21 protein-coding genes are annotated in these 20,065 nt (G+C 71.6%); 8 read left to right on the top strand and 13 right to left on the bottom strand.

What is annotated here, in order from left to right; translation table 11 throughout:
• Positions 1 to 24 precede the first annotated feature (24 nt).
• From J4N02_RS05905 to J4N02_RS05895, 3 genes are read left to right on the top strand one after another with little or no spacing between them, the layout of a single operon-like run.
• On the top strand, positions 25 to 732 hold the full coding sequence (locus tag J4N02_RS05905; protein WP_188333277.1) for an ABC transporter ATP-binding protein: 708 nt from the start codon (positions 25 to 27) through the stop codon (positions 730 to 732).
• A complete protein-coding gene (locus tag J4N02_RS05900; protein WP_188333278.1) occupies positions 729 to 1,493 on the top strand; it encodes an ABC transporter permease in 765 nt (254 codons plus the stop codon). The genes J4N02_RS05905 and J4N02_RS05900 overlap by 4 nt, the downstream gene beginning before the upstream one ends.
• On the top strand, positions 1,481 to 2,416 hold the full coding sequence (locus J4N02_RS05895) for a heme A synthase (protein ID WP_188333279.1): 936 nt from the start codon (positions 1,481 to 1,483) through the stop codon (positions 2,414 to 2,416). Before J4N02_RS05900 ends, J4N02_RS05895 begins: the two co-directional genes overlap by 13 nt.
• Here the strand turns inward: J4N02_RS05895 and J4N02_RS05890 are convergent.
• Positions 2,389 to 2,973, bottom strand: a complete 585-nt coding sequence (locus tag J4N02_RS05890; RefSeq protein ID WP_260519443.1) for a PhoX family phosphatase — start codon at positions 2,971 to 2,973, stop codon at positions 2,389 to 2,391. The two genes, J4N02_RS05895 and J4N02_RS05890, sit on opposite strands and share 28 nt — an antisense overlap.
• Before the next feature lie 9 nt (positions 2,974 to 2,982).
• On the opposite strand from J4N02_RS05890, the gene J4N02_RS05885 reads away from it, so the two are divergent.
• On the top strand, positions 2,983 to 4,437 hold the full coding sequence (locus J4N02_RS05885; protein WP_188333281.1) for a MauE/DoxX family redox-associated membrane protein: 1,455 nt from the start codon (positions 2,983 to 2,985) through the stop codon (positions 4,435 to 4,437).
• Between the two features lie 6 nt (positions 4,438 to 4,443).
• On the opposite strand, the gene J4N02_RS05880 is transcribed toward J4N02_RS05885, so the two are convergent.
• The gene (locus tag J4N02_RS05880) at positions 4,444 to 5,382 is read right to left on the bottom strand and encodes a heme o synthase (protein WP_188333282.1); all 939 of its coding nucleotides are present in this window, start codon (positions 5,380 to 5,382) and stop codon (positions 4,444 to 4,446) included.
• Between the two features lie 188 nt (positions 5,383 to 5,570).
• Here J4N02_RS05880 and tal point away from each other — a divergent pair, with 188 nt between their 5' ends.
• From tal to pgl, 4 genes are all read left to right on the top strand, one after another.
• A complete protein-coding gene (tal, locus tag J4N02_RS05875) occupies positions 5,571 to 6,677 on the top strand; it encodes a transaldolase (RefSeq protein WP_188333283.1) in 1,107 nt (368 codons plus the stop codon).
• Positions 6,678 to 6,742: 65 nt separating this feature from the next.
• Positions 6,743 to 8,278 (top strand): glucose-6-phosphate dehydrogenase, encoded by a 1,536-nt coding sequence (gene zwf / locus J4N02_RS05870; protein ID WP_188333284.1) that lies wholly within the window; start codon positions 6,743 to 6,745, stop codon positions 8,276 to 8,278.
• Positions 8,279 to 8,293: 15 nt separating this feature from the next.
• The gene (locus J4N02_RS05865; protein WP_188333285.1) at positions 8,294 to 9,211 is read left to right on the top strand and encodes a glucose-6-phosphate dehydrogenase assembly protein OpcA; all 918 of its coding nucleotides are present in this window, start codon (positions 8,294 to 8,296) and stop codon (positions 9,209 to 9,211) included.
• A gap of 1 nt (position 9,212) precedes the next feature.
• On the top strand, positions 9,213 to 9,941 hold the full coding sequence (gene pgl, locus J4N02_RS05860) for a 6-phosphogluconolactonase (RefSeq protein ID WP_260519442.1): 729 nt from the start codon (positions 9,213 to 9,215) through the stop codon (positions 9,939 to 9,941).
• 51 nt (positions 9,942 to 9,992) lie between these two features.
• Here the strand turns inward: pgl and J4N02_RS05855 are convergent, their stop codons facing one another.
• The 11 genes from J4N02_RS05855 to uvrC form a co-directional block, all read right to left on the bottom strand.
• Positions 9,993 to 10,349 (bottom strand): GntR family transcriptional regulator, encoded by a 357-nt coding sequence (locus J4N02_RS05855; RefSeq protein ID WP_182817561.1) that lies wholly within the window; start codon positions 10,347 to 10,349, stop codon positions 9,993 to 9,995.
• Positions 10,336 to 11,169 carry a hypothetical protein gene (locus J4N02_RS05850; RefSeq protein ID WP_188333286.1) on the bottom strand — a complete coding sequence of 278 codons (834 nt, stop codon included), beginning with the start codon at positions 11,167 to 11,169 and terminating at the stop codon, positions 10,336 to 10,338. Before J4N02_RS05850 ends, J4N02_RS05855 begins: the two co-directional genes overlap by 14 nt.
• A 118-nt stretch (positions 11,170 to 11,287) precedes the next feature.
• Complete coding sequence (locus J4N02_RS05845) at positions 11,288 to 11,644, bottom strand: RNA polymerase-binding protein RbpA (protein WP_182817563.1); 357 nt, start codon at positions 11,642 to 11,644, stop codon at positions 11,288 to 11,290.
• A 50-nt stretch (positions 11,645 to 11,694) separates the two neighbouring features.
• Complete coding sequence (gene secG, locus J4N02_RS05840; RefSeq protein WP_188333306.1) at positions 11,695 to 11,955, bottom strand: preprotein translocase subunit SecG; 261 nt, start codon at positions 11,953 to 11,955, stop codon at positions 11,695 to 11,697.
• Between the two features lie 140 nt (positions 11,956 to 12,095).
• Positions 12,096 to 12,857 (bottom strand): triose-phosphate isomerase, encoded by a 762-nt coding sequence (gene tpiA / locus J4N02_RS05835; protein ID WP_220492217.1) that lies wholly within the window; start codon positions 12,855 to 12,857, stop codon positions 12,096 to 12,098.
• 27 nt (positions 12,858 to 12,884) lie between these two features.
• Positions 12,885 to 14,087, bottom strand: a complete 1,203-nt coding sequence (locus J4N02_RS05830; protein ID WP_182817566.1) for a phosphoglycerate kinase — start codon at positions 14,085 to 14,087, stop codon at positions 12,885 to 12,887.
• Positions 14,088 to 14,126: 39 nt separating this feature from the next.
• Complete coding sequence (gene gap / locus J4N02_RS05825) at positions 14,127 to 15,131, bottom strand: type I glyceraldehyde-3-phosphate dehydrogenase (protein WP_182817568.1); 1,005 nt, start codon at positions 15,129 to 15,131, stop codon at positions 14,127 to 14,129.
• 146 nt (positions 15,132 to 15,277) lie between these two features.
• A complete protein-coding gene (gene whiA / locus J4N02_RS05820; RefSeq protein ID WP_188333287.1) occupies positions 15,278 to 16,261 on the bottom strand; it encodes a DNA-binding protein WhiA in 984 nt (327 codons plus the stop codon).
• 10 nt (positions 16,262 to 16,271) lie between these two features.
• The gene (gene yvcK / locus J4N02_RS05815; protein ID WP_188333288.1) at positions 16,272 to 17,225 is read right to left on the bottom strand and encodes a uridine diphosphate-N-acetylglucosamine-binding protein YvcK; all 954 of its coding nucleotides are present in this window, start codon (positions 17,223 to 17,225) and stop codon (positions 16,272 to 16,274) included.
• A complete protein-coding gene (gene rapZ / locus J4N02_RS05810) occupies positions 17,222 to 18,085 on the bottom strand; it encodes an RNase adapter RapZ (RefSeq protein WP_188333289.1) in 864 nt (287 codons plus the stop codon). Before rapZ ends, yvcK begins: the two co-directional genes overlap by 4 nt.
• Before the next feature lie 7 nt (positions 18,086 to 18,092).
• Entirely contained in the window at positions 18,093 to 20,051 is a 1,959-nt protein-coding gene (uvrC, locus tag J4N02_RS05805) for an excinuclease ABC subunit UvrC (protein WP_188333290.1), read from the bottom strand.
• Positions 20,052 to 20,065 lie beyond the last annotated feature (14 nt).

Genomic DNA, 20,065 nt, shown 5'->3' with positions numbered 1-20,065 from the left:
GCGGCCACCGGTAGAGTGGCCGCCATGCCCGCCGCCGCTGCACTCGCCCTCGACGGGGTCAAGGTCACCCTCGGCGGGCGCCGCGTGCTGGACGGGCTGACGTTCACCGCGGTCCCGGGCGCGATCACGGCGCTGCTCGGCCCCAACGGTGCCGGCAAGACCACCACGATCCGCGTGCTGACCGGCCTCGTGCCGGTCGACGGCGGCAACGCGCAGGTGCTCGGCCGCCCGGCCGGCCACCCGGACGCCCTCGCCCGCCTCGGCCTGATGCCCCAGGCCACCGGCGCGTGGTCGGGCATCCGCCCGCTGGAGCTGCTGCGCTACTTGGCCGGCCTCTACGCCCACCCGCACGACGTGGACGCCCTCGCCGAGGCCCTCGGGATCACCTCGTTCGCCAGGACGCCCTACCGGCGGCTGTCCGGCGGCCAGCAGCAGGCGGTCAACCTCGCCGGGGCACTGGTCGGGCGCCCCGAGTTCGTCCTCCTCGACGAGCCCACCGCCGGCATGGACCCCCACGCCCGCCGGCGCACGTGGGGCCTGGTCCGGCAGCTCGCCGACGCGGGCGTCGGCGTCCTGCTCACCACCCACGCGATGGACGAGGCCGCCCAGCTGGCCGACCACGTGTGGATCATGGACGCCGGCCGGATCGCGATCGACGGCACCGTGGCCGAGCTGACCGCCACCGAGTCCCTCGAGGACGTCTTCCTCCGGCACACGGGGGCGCAGGCATGACCGCACTCGACCTCTCCCCCGCCCCGGCGTCCGCGCCGCGGGGCCGACGCATCCTCGACCACGCCCGCACCGAGGCGTCCCTGCTGCTGCGCAACGGCGAGCAGTTGCTGCTGGCGCTGGTGATCCCGATCGGCCTGCTCGTCGCCGGGGTCCTCGTCGGCGAGCGCGTCGGCCTCGACCCCGCCCTGCTGCCGCCGTCGGTGCTCGCGCTCGCCCTGTGGTCGACCTCGTTCACCTCGCTCGCGATCAACACGGCCTTCGAGCGGCGCTACGGCGTGCTCGAGCGGCTGGTCGCCACCCCGCTCACCCGCGGTGACCTGATCGCCGGCAAGGCGCTCGCGACCGCGGGCATCGCCGCCCTGCAGGTGCTCCTCATCGCCGCCGTCGCGTTCGCGCTCGGCTGGCGCCCGGTCCTCCACCTGCCCAGCCTGGTCATCGCCGTCGTCGCGTCCCTGCTCGCGCTCGTGACCTTCGCCGGGTTCGCCCTCGCCCTCGCCGGCCGGCTGCGCGCCGAGGCGACGCTGGCCGTCGCCAACCTGATCTACCTGGTCGTCGCCGCGGGCGGCGCGCTGGTGCTGCCGGTCGCGGCCTACCCCGACTGGGCCCGGTGGCCGCTACGACTCGCCCCCTTCGGCGCCCTCGGCGAGACGCTGCGGCTCGCCTCGGTCGGCGCCGCGGACCCGCTCCCCCTGCTCATCCTGGCCGCGTGGGCGGCCCTCGCCCTGCTCGTGGCACGAAAGGCCTTCCGATGGACCTCCTGACCTCCACCCGCACGCTGCGCCGGCTCACCATCGCCAACCTCGTGGCGAACATGGTGATCATCTGGACCGGCGCGCTGGTGCGCCTCACCAAGTCCGGCCTCGGTTGCCCGACCTGGCCGCAGTGCGAGCCCGGCAGCTACGTGCCGACCCCCGAGCAGGGCCTGCACGGCGCCATCGAGTTCGGTAACCGGCTCCTCACCTTCGTGCTGGCCGCCATCGCCCTAGCGACCGCGATCGCCGCCTGGCGGGCCTTCCGCCGCGGCACCGCCCCGCTGCGCCTGTTCGAGCTGTCGATCGGCGTGGGCCTGGGCATCATCGCGCAGGCCGTGATCGGCGGCGTGTCGGTCCTCACCCAGCTCGACCCGTGGGTGGTCGGGCTGCACATGGTGGCGTCCGTGGCCCTGATCCTGATCTGCCTGCGGATGGTCCACCTCGCCCACGACCTGACCCCCGTCGTCGCGTCCGGGAGGCTGTACGCCCTCACCCGACTCATCTTCCTGCTGGGCATGGTCGTGGTCGCGCTCGGCGTCGTCGTGACCGGCTCGGGCCCGCACGCCGGCGACGGCGCCGCCACCCGCAACGGCTTCGACCCCGAGTGGACCTCCAAGATCCACGCCTGGGCGGTGTGGGCCCTCGTGGCACTCACGGTCCTGGCCCTCGTGCTGGCCTGGGGCGACGCCCGCCTGCGCACCATCTGGCTGGCCGTGCTGGCCACCGAGCTGTTCCAGGGCGTCGTCGGCTACGTGCAGTACTTCACCCACCTGCCCATCGTCCTCGTCCTGGGCCACATGATCGGCACCACGCTGTTCGTCGTGGCCCTGGGCCACGCCTGGTACAGCACCGCGTACGCCGACGGCCCGGCCGCCACGCGGGCGACCGGGCCGTCGGAGCGGGATCAGGCCTTGGGGTCCGGGATCCGCTGACCGCGCGGGCCGGCGGGGGCCTTCGGCTCACGCTGGTTGGCCGCCGACTTGCCCTGCTGCCAGATCGTCACCACCGACGGACGCGGCAGCGAGTCACCACCGTCGGGCCAGTGCGAGGACGGGTCCTCGAACGTCGAGCCGTTCGTCTCGCCCGGGTGCTGCATGCAGATGTTCACCCGCTCCTCCGTGACCCACGGGCCACAGGTCTCGGCGCCGGTCGGTACCGAGAGGAACTGGCGCACCTCGCCCCGGTGCTCCCCGGCCAGCGGCACGGCGTACAGGCCGTCGTGCGCGCCCAGCTGGTTGCCGTCGGTGGAGATCCACAGGTTGCCGTGCTCGTCGAACGTGACGTTGTCGGGGCACGAGATCGGCGAGACCTTGGACCGGTCGGCACCCGCGAAGTAGGTGCTGGGGTCGTTGGGGTCGCCGCACAGCAGGAGGATGTTCCAGCCGAAGGTGGTGGCGGCCGGGTCCTGGCCCGCCTCGGACATCTCCATGACGTGGCCGTGCACGGCGTGGGCCGTAGCCGAACGGGCCTTCGGGTGGGGGCCTGCCACAATGGTCGGGTGCTCCCCTTTCTCGTGACCCCCCTCGTGCTGTGCGCCGCCGTGCTGCTCGTCAGCGGCGTGGCCAAGCTGCGCGAGCCCCAGGCCACGCGCGACGCCTTCGTCGCGCTGAGGCTCCCGCGCCGGCTCGCGGACTCCCCCGCCCCGGCGCTGCTGCCGTGGGGTGAGCTCGCGCTCGGGGTCCTGCTCCTGGTCGGGGTCGGCTGGGTCCTGCTGCTGGCGACGGTCGCGACGCTGCTGCTGTTCTTCGGCTACCTGGCCGTGATCGCGCGGGCCCTCGGCTTCCCCGAGAAGGTGTCCTGCAACTGCTTCGGCAAGCTCGGCGAGCAGGGGGTCACCCGGCGCACGTTGGTGCGCAACGCCGTGCTGGTCGCGACGGCGAGCCTCGCGACGGTGGCTGCGCTGCTGCACGTCTCGGTCCCCGCGACCCTGGTCGAGGCCACGGGCCCGACGCTCGGCTGGCTGGCCATGGCCGCCCTCACCGGCGCCGTGGCCCTGCTGGTGCTGGGCCACGGCCCCGCCGAGGCCCCCACGGCCGCCGGACGCCCGACCAAGGGCTCGCGCCTGCCGCGGTTCACCCTGCTGGACGCCACCACGCGCACGCCGGTCCACACCGGTGACCTGCCCAACGAGCGCACCGTGCTCCTGTTCGTCAGCCTCGGCTGCGGCTCCTGCGTCCGGGTGCTCGAGGACCTCGACACCCTGCGCGCGGCGAACCCCGAGGTCGCCATCCGCCCCGTCCTGGCCGACACGTACGCCGGCGACCCCGAGACCTGGGCGCCCGCCGTGCGCGCCGACGGCCTGCTCGACCCCCACGGCAACGTCTCCCAGACCCTCGTCGAGTGGACGCCCACCGCCGTGCTCGTCGACCGCAGCGGCACGCTGCTGGCCGACCCGGCCGTCGGCGAGGGCGGGGTCCGCGCGCTGATCGCCTCGGCCGGACCCCAGCCACAGGCCCCGGCCACGCCGGAACCGGCCCCCGAGCCCGAACCGGAGCCCGAACCCGCGGTCGAGGACCTCGACGACGACGAGTTCGCCTACGAGCGCACCCCCATCCCCACCGCCGCGGTGATCGACGCCGACGGCGAGCCGAAGACGCTGCACGAGCTCACCGCGCACACCGCCGCCCTGCTGGTGAGCATCAACTGCCTGTGCGGCACCTCACGGGAGGCCGCGGCGTCCGTGAACCGCTGGGCGCAGACCCTGCCCCAGCTCGAGGTGCGCCTGCTCAGCTCGCTGAAGCCGGAGTCGCTGCCCGAGGAGATCCGCCCCGACGGGGCTGTCGCCTACGACCACGCCGGACTGGCGCAGAAGGCGCTGGAGCTGTCCGGCAGCCCGGTCGCGGTCCTGCTCGGTGCCGACGGCCTGCTGGCGGGCGGGCCGGTGCACGGCGTCGCGGAGATCGAGCAGTTCGTCGCCGACATCGCCGAGCAGCTCGGCGAGGCGGCGGGCTGAGTCCGGTCAGCCCCAGGGCAACAGCGGGTCGACCGCCGCCGCGATGAACACGATCGCGAGGTAGCTGTTCGACCAGTGGAACAGCCGCATCGGCTTGAGCGCGGCGTCGCGCATCCCGGCGCGGGCGCGGTTGAGCAGGGCGACCGACTCCCAGACCAGCCACGCGCCGGCGATCCCAGCGACGATCGGGTACATCAGCGTGGTGCCCGCGACCGGCCACAGCGCCAGCGACGTGACCACGGTGAGGACCGAGTAGACGAGGATCTGCCACGCCACGTGCGGGGCGTCCTTGACGACGGGGAGCATCGGCACGTCCACCGAGGCGTAGTCCTCGCGGTAGCGCAGGCCGAGCGCCCACGTGTGCGGGGGCGTCCAGAAGAAGACGATGAGGAAGAGGATGATCGGCGGCCACGCGACCGAGCCGGTCACGGCCGTCCAGCCGATGAGCGGCGGGAAGCAGCCGGCGACGCCGCCCCACACGATGTTCTGGGCCGTGCGGCGCTTGAGCCACACGGTGTAGATGAACACGTAGTAGAGGATCGCCGTCACCGACAGGGCCGCGGCCAGCCAGTTGGCGCCCAGGCCCAGCATGAGCGTGGAGATGATGCCGAGCACGACACCGAACGTGTAGGCGGCCCGCTTGGACACCTGCTCGCGCACCATCGGGCGGCGGCGCGTGCGGCGCATCTGCTCGTCGATGTCGGCGTCCAGCACCGAGTTGAACACGTTCGCCGACGCGGCCGACAGCGTGCCGCCCACGAAGGTGATCACGGCCAGGCCCAGCGGGGGGAACCCGCCGGCCGCCAGGAACATGGCGGGGAACGTCGTGACCAGCAACAACTCGATGATGCGGGGCTTGGTCAGGCCGACGTAGGCCTGGACCCTGCCCATGACACCGGGCTGGGCGGCGGCGGGCGCGGGCGCCTCCGTCCGGGCTGGGTGCATGGCGGGCCTCCGACAGGGTTGCGGGCGAGGGGACGCCGGCCCCGTGGGCAGGCGCAATGGGGGTCACTCTACGCCAAGGCAACCCATGGCCTTTCCACCGTTTGCCCGCCCCCACCCGCGGTGACGCCAGTACAGTCGAAGGCGTGGGCGTCCCGCGACGCCTCCCGACGCACCCAACAGGAGAACCCATGAATCCCCGCATGAAGGCGCTCGCCGACTCCGGCGTGTCGATCTGGCTCGACGACCTCTCGCGCACCCGTCTGCAGAGCGGAAACCTCCAGGGCCTCATCGATGACATGTCGGTCACCGGCGTCACCACGAACCCGACCATCTTCGCCGCGGCCCTGACCGGTGGCGACCAGTACCGCGCCGACATCGAGGCCCTGCCCGCCGGCACCGAGGTCCCCACCGCGATCAAGCAGCTGTGGGCCAAGGACGTGCAGGACGCCTGCGACCTGTTCCGCGGCATCTACGACGCCACCGGCGGTTACGACGGCCGCGTGTCGATCGAGGTCGCCCCCGGGCTGGCCTACGACACCCAGGCCACGATCGACGAGGCGCAGGAGCTGTACGACCTGGTCGACCGCGAGAACGTGCTGATCAAGATCCCCGCGACCATCGAGGGCCTGCCCGCGATCACCGAGACCCTCGGCCGCGGCATCTCCGTCAACGTCACGCTGATCTTCTCCGAGGACCGCTACCGCGCGGTCATGGACGCGTACCTCGCGGGCCTCGAGCAGGCCGACGCCGCGGGCAAGGACCTGTCCAAGATCCACTCCGTCGCGTCGTTCTTCATCAGCCGCGTCGACACCGAGATCGACAAGCGCCTCGACGAGATCGGCACCGACGAGGCCAAGGCGCTCAAGGGCAAGGCCGCCATCGCCAACGGGCAGGTGGCCCTCGCCGCGTTCGAGGAGGTCTTCTCCTCGGAGCGCTTCGCCAAGCTCGAGGCCAAGGGCGCCAACAAGCAGCGTCCGCTCTGGGCCTCCACCGGCACGAAGAACGCCGACTACCCCGACACCCTGTACGTGTCCGACCTGACCGCCCAGGGCGTCGTCAACACGATGCCCGAGAAGACGCTGCTCGCCTTCGCCGACCACGGTGAGGTCGGGGCCCCCATGGAGGGCACCGGCGCCGACGGCGCGAAGGTGCTGGACGCCATCGACGCGGTGGGCGTGGACCTGGCCGACGTCTTCAAGGTGCTCGAGGACGAGGGCGTGCAGAAGTTCATCGTCTCCTGGGACAGCGAGCTCGTCACCGCCGTGACCGAGGCCCTCGGCGCCGCCAAGGAGTGACATCCCGCCGAGGCAACAAAGGGGGACCCCCGTCCACGGACGAGGGTGACAGCTAGGATCGGCGCGTGACCGACACCTACGTCAATCCCCTGCGCGACGCGACCGATCGCCGGTTGCCCCGTGTGGCCGGGCCGTGTGCCCTGGTCATGTTCGGGGTGACCGGCGATCTCGCGCAGAAGAAGCTGTTGCCCGCCGTCTACGACCTCGCCAACCGCGGCCTGCTGCCCCCGGGGTTCAGCCTGGTCGGCTACGGGCGACGGGACTGGGACGACGAGCAGTTCACCGACTACGTGCTCGAGTCGGTCAAGGAGCGTGCGCGCACCCCCTTCCGCGCCGAGGTGTGGCGCCAGCTCGCCGAGGGCATCCGGTTCGTCACCGGCGGCTTCGACAGCGACGAGGGCTTCGAGCAGCTGAAGGAGACCCTCCGCGAGGTCGACGAGACCCAGGGCACCGAGGGCAACCACGCGTTCTACCTGTCGATCCCGCCGGACGGGTTCGACCAGGTGATCGAGCAGCTGCGTCGCCACGGCCTGGTCGACAAGAGCCGCACCACCCCGTGGAACCGCGTCGTCATCGAGAAGCCGTTCGGCCACGACCTGGCCAGCGCCCGCGAGCTCGAGGAGAAGGTCTCCAGCGTCTTCAACTCCGACTCGGTGTTCCGCATCGACCACTACCTGGGCAAGGAGACGGTCCAGAACATGCTGGCGCTGCGCTTCGCCAACCAGCTGTTCGAGCCGCTGTGGAACCGCAACTACGTCAGCCACGTGCAGATCACCATGGCCGAGGACATCGGCATCGGTGGCCGCGCCGGCTACTACGACGGCATCGGCGCGGCGCGCGACGTCATCCAGAACCACCTCCTCCAGCTGCTCGCCCTGGTCGCCATGGAGGAGCCCGCGTCCTTCGAGGCTGGCCAGCTGCGCGCCGAGAAGGAGAAGGTGCTCGCCGCCGCCCGCGCGCCCCGCAACCTGAAGAGCCACACCGCGCGCGGCCAGTACACGGCCGGCTGGGCGGGCGGCCAGCGGGTCCGCGGCTACCTGGAGGAGGACGGCATCGCCCCCGACTCCCAGACCGAGACCTACGCCGCGTTCCGGGTCGACATCGACAACCGCCGGTGGGCGGGGCGTCCGTTCTACCTGCGGGCCGCCAAGCGCATGCCGCGCCGGGTCACCGAGATCGCGCTCATGCTGCGCCCGGCCCCGCACCTGCCGTTCCACCTGTCCGACACCGAGCAGCTGGGCGCGAACGCGCTCGTGCTGCGCATCCAGCCCAACGAGGGCATCACGATGCGGTTCGGCGCCAAGGTCCCGGCGACGCAGATGGAGATCCGCGACGTCACCATGGACTTCAACTACGGCACGAGCTTCGCCGAGTCGAGCCCCGAGGCGTACGAGCGCCTGATCCTCGACGTGCTGCTCGGGGACCCGCCGCTGTTCCCCCAGCACACCGAGGTCGAGCTGTCCTGGAAGATCCTGGACCCGATCCTCGACTACTGGGCCGACAAGGAACACCAGCCCGAGGGCTACGCCGCCGGCACGTGGGGCCCGCCCTCCGGCCGCACGATGCTGGAGCGCGACGGCTTCACCTGGCGCCGGCCCTGACGAGAGGAATCACCCATGATCACCACGCTGAAGGACACCACGGCCCAAGCCATCCAGAACGCGATCATGTCCGCACGCCAGAGCGTCGGCGCGGCGTCCGGCATGGTCTTCACCCTGCTGGTCGACACCCCGGCCAGCGAGTACGACAATGTCTTCGACGCGTGCGTCGAGGCCGGGCGTGAGCACCCCTCGCGCATCATCGTCACGACCGACGGCTCGGCGCGCGCCGACCGGCTGGACGCCGAACTGCACATCGGCGACGAGGTGCCGGGCGAGATCATCGCCCTCAAGTTCCACGGCGAGCTGGCCGACCACAAGTCGTCCACGCTGCTGCCGCTGCTCCTGCCCGACTCCCCCGTCATCGCATGGTGGCCCGGTGAGGCGCCCGAGCCGGTGTCCGAGGACGCCGTGGGCTCGCTCGCCAAGCGGCGCATCACGGACGCCATGGGCTCGGCCGACCCGCTGGCCCGCCTGCTCGCCCGCGCGGAGGGGCTCGCCCCCGGCGACACCGACCTCACCTGGACACGGCTGACCCCGTGGCGCGCCCTGCTCGCCGCCGCCCTCGACACCCACCAGGCCCCGGTCACGGGTGCGACGGTGGAGGCCGCGGCCAACAACGCGGCCGGCCTGCTGCTGGCTGCGTGGCTCGGCTCGCGCCTGGGGCTGGACGCCGACTTCGTCTCCAGCGAGGGGCCGGGCATCACGGCCGTGCGGCTGGCCACCGAGGACGGCGACATCGTCCTGGCCCGCGGCGACGGCAAGATGGCGACGTTCACCGGTCCCCGGACGCCCCCGCGCTCGGTCGCGCTGCGCCGACGGGAGATCAGCGCGCTGATCACCGAGGAACTGCGCCGCCTCGACACCGACCACGTGTTCCAGCAGTCGATGGCCTGCCTGGCCTCGAACGTGCACCGCCACAACGGGGAGGGCTGACGTGCAGACCGTGGAGCGGTGGGCCACCGGCGCCGACCTCACCGAGGGCGTGGCCGAGCGCCTGATGGCGCGACTGGTCGAGCTGCAGTCCCAGACCGACGGCCCGGTGCACCTGTGCCTGACCGGCGGCCGGATCGCGAACCGGATCTACGACGCCTTCGCCGACCTCGTCGAGGGCTCGGACCTCGACCCCACCCGGATCGAGCTGTGGTGGGGCGACGAGCGGTTCGTGCCCACCGAGGACTCCGACCGCAACGCGGGCCACACCCTCGCGATCCTCGCGCGGACGCTACCGCTCACCTCGGCGCGCACGCACTCCATGGCGGCGGCCGACGGCATCGCCGACGCCGACGCGTCCGCGCTCACCTACGCCAAGGAGCTCGGAGACACCACCTTCGACATCTGCCTGCTCGGCCTGGGCGAGGACGGCCACGTGGCCTCGATCTTCCCCGGCCACCCGTCGTTCGCCGAGACCACGCACACCGTGATCGGGGTGAACGACTCCCCCAAGCCGCCGGCGTCCCGGATCAGCCTCACCGTGCCGACGCTCAGCCGCAGCCGCGAGGTGTGGTTCCTCGTCGCCGGGGCCGAGAAGGCGGACGCGGTGGGCCGCGCCTACCGCGGTGACCCGGAGCTGCCGGGCGGCGTCGTCCGCGGCCGGGAGCGCACCCTGTGGCTGGTCGACCGCGCCGCCGGCGCCGGCATCCCGTACCACGAGTGCACCTTCTGACCACGGCGGATTCGCCGAGGGCTTGGGTTTTCCGCGCCCAGGGCTTGGGTTTCAGGCCTGCCCGACCGCCTCGCGCACCAACCGCACCGCATCGGACGCCGTGAGCCCCAGCCGCTCGATGACAGCGACGTAGTCGCGCGCGGCCGCGGCGCCAGCCTTCTCGGCGGACTCGACCGTGCCGGTCACGAAGCTGCCCGCGCGGCCGCGCGTCACGATCACCCCGGACGCCTCGAGCTCCCGGTACGCACGGGCCACGGTGTTGGGCGCGATCCCCAGCTCCAGGGCGAGGTGACGCACGGGTGGGAGGCGATGGTTGGCCGGGAACTCCCCCGACTCGCGGGCGGCGACGATCTGCTGCTTGATCTGCTCGAACGGCGGGGTGGCCAGCGAGGGGTCAACGACGAGCACCGGAGACCTCCCCTGCCCCGAGGCGTGCCGTCGCGCGCCGACGGGAGGCGGTCTCGACCACCAGCACCGCGACCATCACCACGACGAAGTTGGCCCAGACGAGGATGCCCACCGGCCCCTGCGCCGTGTCGCCACCCAGCAGCAGCGACCCCAGCACCATCGTGGCGATGGGCCCGAGTGTGAGCAGGGCCACGACGTCCTCGCGGCGCACCGAGTCCGACCAGGCGAGCTCGGTGGCGTCCTCAGCGCGCTGGGGCTGGCGGGCGAGCCAAGCGGCCCCCGCCACGCAGGCCGCGGTGAGCACGAGGCTGGCGAACAGGGCCCACGGGTGCCATCCCGGGCCCGTGACCAGCCAGGCGGCGGCCACGACGAACGCGACCTGGAGGGCCACGATGACGCCGATGGCCCAGGCCGGCACATGGTCGGCCAGCGTGACGACGCGGCCCCGGGAGACGCGTGGGCCGTCGGCGGCGGCGGACGCCTCGCGTGCGCCGAGGACGGCGAGGGCGAGCAGGCGGCCGGCGAAGGCCAGGCTGACCAGGATCGGGAACGCAGCGGACGGGTTGGGCAGCGCACCCAACGTCGTCAACCCCGGCAGCATCGCGAGCGCGCTGACCACGCTCGCCCGCCCCTCGCGGTCGCGCAGGCGGCGGACGAACCCCTCGGGCGCGTCGGCGTCGGGGGTGCCCAGGGCCTTGAAGATGCCGTTGCGGACGAACCGCTCCCGCAGCGTCTCCTCGGGCAGCAGGGCCCGCCCGTTGGCGAGCAGGAAGGCCACGCCCGCCTGGACGAGGCCGAAGATGAACAGGCCGATGTCCATGAGTCTCCTTCGTGTATCAGTCTTTGTATCAACTGTACCAATACACAACGAGTGCGCAAGGCGTCCGGACGACAAACATCCGGCGACCGCAGGGCGGTCGCCGGACGTCACGTGAGGATCAGTAGATGACCTCGCCCGCGGCGCGGCGGGCGCGCAGGCCCGCGAGGGCCTCCGCGAGGATCGCCTCGGCCTCGGCGTCGGAGCGGCGCTCCTTCACGTAGGCCAGGTGGGTCTTGTAGGGCGTGATCTTCGGCGGGGGCGGCGGGTTCTCGGAGTCCAGGTTCGCCGGCAGGCCGCAGCGGGGGCAGTCCCACTCCTCCGGCAGCACGGCGTCCGCGGCGAAGGCAGGACGCGTCTCGTGCCCGTTGCTGCAGAAGAACGAAACGTACGTGCGGGGGGCGGAATCGCCACGCTCCGCCTCGCCCATGGGACCCGCACCGACGCGGCTGCCACGGATCGCGCTACCACCGACCACTTTGTTGTTTCTCCTCAGGACTCAGAAGGTGTTGGGATGCCGGGCGGCGCTCAGATCGTGCCGACGTCGCGGAACCAGCGGTACAGCGCCAGCAGCAGCAGGATGCAGGCCAGCCACACCAGGCCCACGATGATCGTCAGCCGGTCGAGGTTCCGCTCGGCGACCGAGCTGCCCCCCATCGTCGACGACATGCCGCCGCCGAACAGGTCGGACATGCCGCCACCGCGGTTCTTGTGCAGCAGCACGAACATCGACAGGGCCAGGCTCGTGATGACCAGCAGGATCGACACGGTCAGGATGGGCCAGGTCATCAGGGGCAAAACAGTCACCGGACGATTCTAACCCACCTTTGCCGTGGCTCTGACCCGGCCTGCCCCGTGGCGCCCCCGGCCCCCGAGAACGCGGAACGCGCGCCGGGACGGACCCGACGCGCGCTCCTGGAAAAGCGGGATCAGCGCTGGTAGAACAGCACGATCTTGGCGAACTCCTCCGGGTCGAGCGAGGCGCCCCCGACGAGGGCACCGTCGACGTCGGCCTGGGCCATGATGTCGACGATGTTGCCCGACTTGACCGAACCGCCGTACTGGATGCGGACCTTGTCGGCCGCCTCCTGACCGACGAGCTCGGCCACGCGGCCGCGGATCGCGCCGCAGACCTCCTGCGCGTCCTCGGGGGTGGCGACCTCGCCGGTGCCGATGGCCCACACGGGCTCGTAGGCGATGACGAGGGAGCCGACCTGCTCGGCCGTCAGGTCCGCGAGGACCTTGTCGACCTGGGCCAGGACGAAGGGGACCTGCTCGCCGGCCTTGCGGACGTCGAGCTTCTCCCCCACGCAGATGATCGGGGTCATGCCGGCCGCGAGGACGACCTTGGCCTTCTCATTGATGAGCTCGTCGCTCTCGGCGTGGTAGTCGCGGCGCTCGGAGTGCCCGACGACCACGTAGGCGCACTTGAGCTTGGCCAGCATGTCGGCCGAGATCTCACCGGTGTAGGCACCGGAAGCGTGCACCGAGACGTCCTGCGCGCCGTAGGCGAGGGGCAGCTTGTCGCCCTCCACCAGCGTCTGGACCGTGCGGATGTCGGTGAACGGGACGATCACCGCCGCCTCGGCCTGCTCGGCCTCGTACTTGGCATCCTTGAGCGACCACGCCAGCTTCTGGACGACGCCAGCCGCCTCGACGTGGTTGAGGTTCATCTTCCAGTTGCCCGCCATGAGCGGGACACGGTTCGTCACGGGTGATCAGTTCCCTTCGAGGACGTCGAGGCCCGGGAGCGTCTTGCCCTCCAGGTACTCCAGCGAGGCGCCGCCACCGGTGGAGATGTGGCCGAAGGCGTCGTCGGGGAACCCGAGGACGCGGACGGCCGCGGCGGAGTCGCCACCACCGACGACCGTGAAGGCGTCGGTGTCGGCCAGCGCCTGGGCGACGGCCTTGGTGCCGGCGGAGAAGTCCTCGACCTCGAACACGCCCATCGGGCCGTTCCAGAACACGGTCTTCGCGCCCTTGATCGCGTCGGCGTACGCCTTGGCGGTCTCGGGGCCGATGTCGAGGCCCATCTGGTCGGCCGGGATGCCGTCGGCCGCGACGACCGACTTCTCGAACGGCCCGTCACCGGAGGGGAAGCTCGGGGACACGACGGCGTCGGTCGGCACGAGCAGCTGCTTGCCGGCGGCCTCGGCGTCCTTCATGTAGCCGTCGACGGTCTCGACCTTCTCGGCGTCCAGCAGGGACGTGCCGACCTCGTAGCCCTTGGCCTTGAGGAAGGTGTAGCCCATGCCGCCACCGATGATCAGGGTGTCGGCGACCTTGAGCAGGTTGTCGATGACCGAGAGCTTGTCGGCGACCTTGGCGCCGCCGAGGACGACGACGTAGGGGCGCTCGGGGGTCTCGGTCAGCTTCTTGAGGACCTCGACCTCCTTTGCGACGAGGTGGCCGGCCGCGTTCGGCAGCATCTTGGCCACGTCGTAGACCGAGGCCTGCTTGCGGTGCACGACGCCGAAGCCGTCGGAGACGAAGACGTCACCGAACTCGGCGTACTTGGCGGCGAGTGCCTCGCGCTCGGCGTCCACCTTCGACTCCTCGGCCGGCTCGTAGCGGACGTTCTCGAGCATGACGATCGAGCCCTCGGCCATCCCGGCGACGGCGGACTTGGCGGAGTCGCCCACCACGTCGCCGGCCAGGGTGACCTCGGCGTCGATCAGCTCACCCAGCCGCTTGGCGGCCGGGGCGAGCGAGTACTTCGGGTTCACCTCACCCTTCGGGCGACCCAGGTGGGCCATGATCACGACCTTGGCACCGGCCTCCGTCAGCTGCTTCAGCGTCGGGAGGGCCGCCTTGATACGGCCGTCGTCGGTGATGGTCTCGCCGTCCAGCGGGACATTGAAATCGCAGCGGATCAGGACGCGCTTGCCCTTGAGATCCCCGAGATCGTTGATGGACTTCACCTGGGTTCGCCTTTCAGGATGCGGTTGGGTTGCGGACGATCAGAGCTTGGACGCGACGAGCTCGGTCAGCTTGACCAGCTGGTTGGAGTAGCCCCACTCGTTGTCGTACCAGGAGACGACCTTGACCTGGTTGCCGATGACCTTGGTGAGGCCGGCGTCGAAGATCGAGGCGGCCGGGTCGGTCTCGATGTCCTTGGACACGATCGGGTCCTCGGTGTAGACCAGAACGCCCTTGAGCGGGCCCTCGGCGGCAGCCTTCTTGATGATCTCGTTGACCTCCTCGACGGTGGTCTCGCGGGCGGCCTCGAAGGTGAGGTCGGTGGCGGAACCGGTCGGGGTCGGCACGCGCATGGCGTAGCCGTCCAGCTTGCCCTTGAGCTCGGGCAGCACGAGCGCGACGGCCTTGGCGGCGCCGGTCGTGGTCGGGACCATGTTCAGGGCCGCGGCGCGGGCGCGACGCAGGTCCTTGTGGGGGCCGTCCTGCAGGTTCTGGTCCTGCGTGTAGGCGTGGATCGTGGTCATGAGGCCCTTGACGATGCCGAGGCCGTCGTTGAGCGCCTTGGCCATCGGGGCGAGGCAGTTCGTGGTGCAGGACGCGTTGGAGATGATCGTCTGCGAGCCGTCGTACAGGCCGTCGTTGACGCCCATGACGATGGTGATGTCCTCGTTCTTCGCCGGGGCGGAGATCAGGACCTTCTTGGCGCCGGCGTCGATGTGCGCCTTGGCCTTGGTGGCGTCGGTGAAGAAGCCGGTGGACTCGATGACGATGTCGACGCCGAGCTCGCCCCAGGGGAGGTTGGCCGGGTCCTTCTCGGCGAAGGCCTTGATGTCCTTGCCGTTGGCGGTGATGGAGTCGTCGTCGTAGGTGACCTCACCCTCGAAGCGGCCCAGGATCGAGTCGTACTTCAGCAGGTGGGCGAGGGTCTTGTTGTCGGTGAGGTCGTTGATGGCCACAACCTCGACGTCGGCGCCGGACTCGACCAGCGCGCGGTAGTAGTTGCGACCAATCCGGCCGAAGCCGTTGATGCCAACCTTGACAGTCATGTACTGGGTCTCCTTCGAAAGGAATCTCGCCGCTCGTGGGGACGAGAACTGGACGAGTCCATCTTACCCAAAAATCCCGCGCCGGGCCGACCTGAGCGGACCGTTGGCAACCCTCGCGTGCGCGCTTGAACTACCTGTGGTAGTGATCAGTCGCGGTCGAGCATCTCGGGCGTGAGGGACGCCTCGGTGCCGGGGATGCCCAGCTCGGCCGCACGCTTGTCGGCGGTCGAGAGCAAGCGGCGGATCCGGCCGGCGATCGCGTCCTTGGTCAGCGGGGGCTGGTGCAGCTGGCCGAGCTCCTCGAGGCTGGCCTGCTTGTGCGCCAGGCGCAGCATGCCGGCGTCCTTGAGGTGGTCAGGCACCTCGTCGCCCAGGATCTCCAGCGCTCGCTCGACCCGTGCCCCAGCGGCCACGGCCGCCTGCGCGGAGCGGCGCAGGTTCGCGTCGTCGAAGTTCGCCAGGCGGTTCGCCGAGGCCTTGATCTCGCGGCGCATCCGGCGGTCCTCCCACTTCAGGAGGGTCTCGTGGGCGCCCAGGCGGGTGAGCATGGCCGAGATGGCGTCCCCGTCGCGGATGACGACGCGGTCGACGCCGCGCACCTCGCGTGCCTTGGCCTGGATGCCGAGGCGGCGGGCCGCCCCGACGAGGGCCAGCGCGGCCTCGGAGCCGGGGCAGGTGACCTCCATCGACATCGAGCGGCCGGGCTCGGTGAGCGAGCCATGGGCCAGGAACGCACCGCGCCAGACGGCGGTCGCGACGTCCAGACCGCCGGAGACCACGGCGGCGGGCAGGCCGCGCACGGGGCGTCCACGGGAGTCGATGAGGCCGGTCTGCCGGGCCAGCGAGTCGCCGTTGCGCAACAGGCGCACGACGTATCGGGTGCCGCGGCGCAGGCCGCTGGGCGTGACAACCACGAACTCGCAGGTGAAGCCGAACAAGTCGGCGATCGCGGTGCGCAGGCGGCGGGCGGCGGCGCCGGTGTCGAGGTCGACCTCGACCATGATCTTGCCGCCGGCCAGGTGCAGGCTGCCGGCGAAGCGCAGCAACGCCGCGACCTCCGCCTTGCGGACGGCCGGCTTGGTCACCGGGACGTTCGCAAGTTCTGCCTTCACCTCAGCCGTCAATGCCATGCGGGCCAGCCTAATGGGCCATCAAGTCGGCATACACCGAGGCCAGGCGGTTCACGTCGTGGCGCGGGCTGCCGTCGGACGCCCGCACGGGCGTGACGATGAGCTCGGCGCCCAGCGAGGCGGCGTAGTTCGCGAGGTGCGGGTCACCCTCGGCGTAGGTCGGGTCGCACACGATCGTGTCCAGGCGCAGGGTCGGGGCGTGCTCCGCGAGCACCTCCAGGTGCGCGGACGCCGAGAACCCGGCCGTCTCGTCGGCGGGGACGAGGTTCATGGTCAGGATGCGCTTGGCGTCCGTCGTCAGGATCGCGTCGGCCACCTCGGGCACGAGCAGGTGCACCAGCACCGAGGTGAACCACGACCCGGGCCCGAGGACGATGTGGTCGGCGGCCCGGATCGCCTCGACCGTCTCGGTGCAGGCGGGGGGCGCGTCGGGGAGCAGGCGCACCTGCCGCACCACGCCGGGGCACTTGGCGACGCGGGCCTGGCCGCGCACGCGGGTCACCTCGTCGGGGTGGAGCGGGTCGACGCCGATGACGTCGGCCTCGATGTCCAGGGGCACCGCGGCCATGGGGAGCACCCGCCCCTGCACGCCGAGCAGCTTGCCGACCATGTCGAGGCCCGAGACGGGGTCGCCCAGGCGCTCCCAGATGCCGGCGATGAGCAGGTTGCCGATGGCGTGCCCGGCGAGCGGCCCGTCGCCGCCGAAGCGGGACTGCAGCACGTCGGCCCACTGCCGGCCCTCCCGGTCGTCGCCGCACAGGGCGGCCAACGCCATCCGCAGGTCGCCGGGCGGGAGGATGTCGAACTGGGCCCGGAGGCGTCCGGACGAGCCGCCGTCGTCGGCGACCGTCACCACGGCGGTGAGGTCGCTGGTGACACGGCGCAGCGCGCGCAGCGAGGCGGCGAGGCCATGGCCGCCGCCGAGCGCGACGACGGCGGGCCCCCGGTCGAGCGTGGGGGTCATTCCAGGCCCAGGTCGCGGTGCACGACGTGGACGCCGAGGCCGGTCAGGCGCAGGCGCTCTGCCAGCTCCTCGGCCATGGACGTGGAGCGGTGCTTGCCGCCCGTGCACCCGATCGCGACGGTCGCCAGGCGCTTGCCCTCGCGCTCGTAGCCGGGCATCACCGTCGTCAGCATGGCCTGCACGTGGCCGAGCCACTCCTGCGCGGCGTCGTGGCCGAGGACGTAGCCCGACACCGGCTTCGACAGGCCGGTCTGCGGGCGCAGCTCGGGCACCCAGTGCGGGTTGGGCAGGAAGCGGACGTCGAGCACGTAGTCGGCGTCGATGGGCACGCCGTTCTTGAACCCGAACGACATCAGGGTCAGCCGCAGCTCGCGGTCGTCGGAGGTGTTGAAGGCGTGCGCCACCCGGCTGGAGAGCTGGTGCACGTTGAGGTTGGAGGTGTCGATCACCATGTCGGCGGCCGCGCGCAGGGCCGCCAGCATCTCGCGCTCGCGGGCCACGCCGTCAAGCAGCGGGCCATCGCCCTGCAGCGGGTGCGGCCGGCGCACGTGCTCCTGGCGGCGCACGATCACCTGGTCGGACGCCTCAAGGAACAGGATCTGCGGCCAGATGCCCATGGTGTTGAGCTGCTCGAAGGCGCGCGGGATCTCGTCGAACTCCGAGCGGGTGCGGACGTCGAGGACGACGGCCAGCTTGTCGAAGCCGGCCTCGCGCACGGTCTGCAGCAGGTCGGGCAGCAGCGTGGGCGGCAGGTTGTCGACGACGTACCAGCCCAGGTCCTCCAGGACGTGGGCCGCGGTGCGGCGACCCGCCCCCGACAGGCCGGTGACGGCGACGAACCGGGTCGAACGAGCGCTCATGGGGCCATTATGTCGGGTGGACCTCGCCCGTGGCGGTGTTGATGGCCTCACCCGGCTCCTGGGCGGCCAGTGCCGCCTTGACCGCGGCCGCGGTCTTGGCGCCGATGCCCGGCACGAGCGCGATGTCGCCCACCTCGGCCTCCCGAAGCTTCTTGAGGCTGCCGAAGTGCTTCACGAGCGCCTTGCGGCGCAGCTCCCCCAGCCCGGGGACCCCGTCGAGCAGCGAGTCGACCATCGACTTGCTGCGCCGGCCGCGGTGGTGCGCGATGGCGAAGCGGTGCGCCTCGTCGCGGGCGCGCTGCAGCAGGTACAGGCCCTCGGACGCCCGCGGCAGGATCAGCGGGAACTCCTCGCCGGGCAGCCACACCTCCTCCAGGCGCTTGGCCAGGCCGATGAGGGGCACGTCGGTGATGCCGAGGGCGTCCATGGCCGCCTTGGCGGCGGCGACCTGAGGCGCACCGCCGTCGACGACCACGAGGCTCGGCTTGTAGGCGAAGCGGCGGGCGACGCCGGTGGTGGCGTCGACGAGGACGGCGTCCTCCCCCGTCAGCGACTCCTGGTCCTCCAGGTAGCGGCGGAAGCGGCGGGTGATGACCTCGTGGATGCTGCCGACGTCGTCGGAGCCCTCGACCGTGCGGATGATGAACCGGCGGTACTCCGACTTGCGGGCCAGCCCGTCCTCGAACACGACCATCGACCCGACGACCTCGGTGCCCTGCAGGTGGGAGATGTCGTAGCACTCGATGCGCAGGGGCGGGGCATCGAGGCCGAGGGCGTCCTGCAGCTCCTCCAGAGCGCGGTTGCGGGTGGAGATGTCGGAGGCCCGCTTGGTCTTGTGCAGGGCGAGCGCCTCGCCGGCGTTGCGGGCGACGGTGTCCATGAGGACGCGCTTGTCGCCGCGCTGGGGCACGTTCACCGTGACGCGGCTGCCCCGGACGTCGCTGAGCAGGTCGGCGAGGGCCTTGCCGGAGGCAGGCTTCACCGGCACCAGCACCTCGCGGGGGATGCCGCCCGAGATGCCGGCCAGGTCGGGGTCGGCGTACAGCTGGAGGCAGAAGTTCTCGACCAGCTCCTCCAGCGTGGAGTCGTCGGCGCGGTCGGCCACCCAGCCCCGCTCGCCGCGCACGCGCCCGTGGCGGACGTGGAAGACCTGGATCGCGACCTCGAGCTCGTCGGCGGCCAGGGCGATGACGTCGGCGTCGGTCGCATCCCCGAGCACGATGGCGTTGCGCTCGGTGGCGGAGGTGAGGGCGGCGAGCTGGTCGCGCAGCACCGCGGCGCGCTCGAACTCGAGCTCGTCGGAGGCCTGCTGCATGGCCTGCCGGATGCGGCGGGTCAGGTGGTTGGTGTTGCCGGCCAGGAAGTCGCTGACGTCGCTGACGAGCTCGCGGTGGGCGTCGGCGTCGATCCAGTCGACGCACGGGGCGGAGCACTTGCCGATGTGGGCGAGCAGGCAGGGGCGCCCGGACGCCTTCGCGTTGCGGAACACGCCGTTGGTGCACGAACGCATCGGGAAGACGCGCAGCAGGGAGTCGATCGTCTCGCGGATCGCCCACGCCTGCGCGTAGGGCCCGTAGTAGCGGTTGCCCTTGCGCTTGGCGCCGCGGCCCACGAACACGCGCGGGAACTCGTCGCCCCACGTCACGCACACCCACGGGTAGGACTTGTCGTCGCGGTACTTGATGTTGAACCGCGGGTCGAACTGCTTGATCCACGTGTACTCGAGTTGCAGGGACTCCAGCTCGTTCTGCACCACGGTCCACTCCACCTTGGCGGCGGTGCGCACCATCGTCTGGGTGCGGAAGTGCAGCGAGTGCGGGTCGGCGAAGTACGAGTTCAGCCGCTGGCGCAGGTTCTTGGCCTTGCCGACGTAGATGACCGTGCCCGCGGGGTCGCTGAACCGGTAGACGCCGGGCTGGGTGGGGATCGTGCCCGGCGCCGGGCGGTAGGACGCCGGGTCAGCCATGGCGGTCAGCTTAG

The organism is Propioniciclava sp. MC1595 (assembly GCF_017569205.1).
GTDB lineage: Bacteria > Actinomycetota > Actinomycetes > Propionibacteriales > Propionibacteriaceae > Propioniciclava.
This window is presented reverse-complemented; position numbering and strand designations above follow the sequence as displayed.

What these genes read in the sequence shown, in the direction of transcription:
- whiA (WP_188333287.1), bottom strand. Translation starts at nt 16,261, where the DNA reads ATGGCATTGACGGCTGAGGTGAAGGCAGAACTTGCGAACGTCCCGGTG.
- J4N02_RS05900 (WP_188333278.1), top strand. Translation starts at nt 729, where the DNA reads ATGACCGCACTCGACCTCTCCCCCGCCCCGGCGTCCGCGCCGCGGGGC.
- J4N02_RS05905 (WP_188333277.1), top strand. Translation starts at nt 25, where the DNA reads ATGCCCGCCGCCGCTGCACTCGCCCTCGACGGGGTCAAGGTCACCCTC.
- tal (WP_188333283.1), top strand. Translation starts at nt 5,571, where the DNA reads ATGAATCCCCGCATGAAGGCGCTCGCCGACTCCGGCGTGTCGATCTGG.
- J4N02_RS05880 (WP_188333282.1), bottom strand. Translation starts at nt 5,382, where the DNA reads ATGCACCCAGCCCGGACGGAGGCGCCCGCGCCCGCCGCCGCCCAGCCC.
- yvcK (WP_188333288.1), bottom strand. Translation starts at nt 17,225, where the DNA reads ATGACCCCCACGCTCGACCGGGGGCCCGCCGTCGTCGCGCTCGGCGGC.
- J4N02_RS05895 (WP_188333279.1), top strand. Translation starts at nt 1,481, where the DNA reads ATGGACCTCCTGACCTCCACCCGCACGCTGCGCCGGCTCACCATCGCC.
- rapZ (WP_188333289.1), bottom strand. Translation starts at nt 18,085, where the DNA reads ATGAGCGCTCGTTCGACCCGGTTCGTCGCCGTCACCGGCCTGTCGGGG.
- tpiA (WP_220492217.1), bottom strand. Translation starts at nt 12,857, where the DNA reads ATGGCGGGCAACTGGAAGATGAACCTCAACCACGTCGAGGCGGCTGGC.
- secG (WP_188333306.1), bottom strand. Translation starts at nt 11,955, where the DNA reads ATGACCTGGCCCATCCTGACCGTGTCGATCCTGCTGGTCATCACGAGC.
- J4N02_RS05865 (WP_188333285.1), top strand. Translation starts at nt 8,294, where the DNA reads ATGATCACCACGCTGAAGGACACCACGGCCCAAGCCATCCAGAACGCG.
- gap (WP_182817568.1), bottom strand. Translation starts at nt 15,131, where the DNA reads ATGACTGTCAAGGTTGGCATCAACGGCTTCGGCCGGATTGGTCGCAAC.
- uvrC (WP_188333290.1), bottom strand. Translation starts at nt 20,051, where the DNA reads ATGGCTGACCCGGCGTCCTACCGCCCGGCGCCGGGCACGATCCCCACC.
- J4N02_RS05850 (WP_188333286.1), bottom strand. Translation starts at nt 11,169, where the DNA reads ATGGACATCGGCCTGTTCATCTTCGGCCTCGTCCAGGCGGGCGTGGCC.